Origin of the sequence: Shewanella sp. TB7-MNA-CIBAN-0143, assembly GCF_040310065.1 — a bacterium.
GTDB lineage: Bacteria > Pseudomonadota > Gammaproteobacteria > Enterobacterales > Shewanellaceae > Shewanella.
On sequence record NZ_JBEOPL010000100.1, the window covers coordinates 1 to 272 of the forward strand.

General features: G+C 29.0%; 1 protein-coding gene. It reads left to right on the forward strand.

Going from position 1 to position 272, the window contains the following annotated elements; genetic code table 11:
- A partial coding sequence (locus AAEY97_RS21275; protein WP_351001339.1) for a DegT/DnrJ/EryC1/StrS family aminotransferase occupies window positions 1–272 on the forward strand: 272 nt, incomplete at both ends.

Genomic DNA, 272 nt, shown 5'->3' on the forward strand with positions numbered 1-272 from the left:
CTTATTTACCTTCTGATATTCAAGCGGCTTATCTTTTCGCGCAATTAGAACACGCCGAAAATATTTTATCTGAAAGGTTAAATGCGTGGAATTATTATTCTGATGAGTTATCTTGCATCGAAGCTATAGATTTACCAATAGTTCCTAAAGATTGCATTCATAATGGTCATATGTTTTATATAAAAGTGAAAAGTATTAAATTAAGAACTGAATTGATTAATTTTTTAAAAGACAATAATGTCATGGCTGTTTTTCATTACATACCTTTGCAT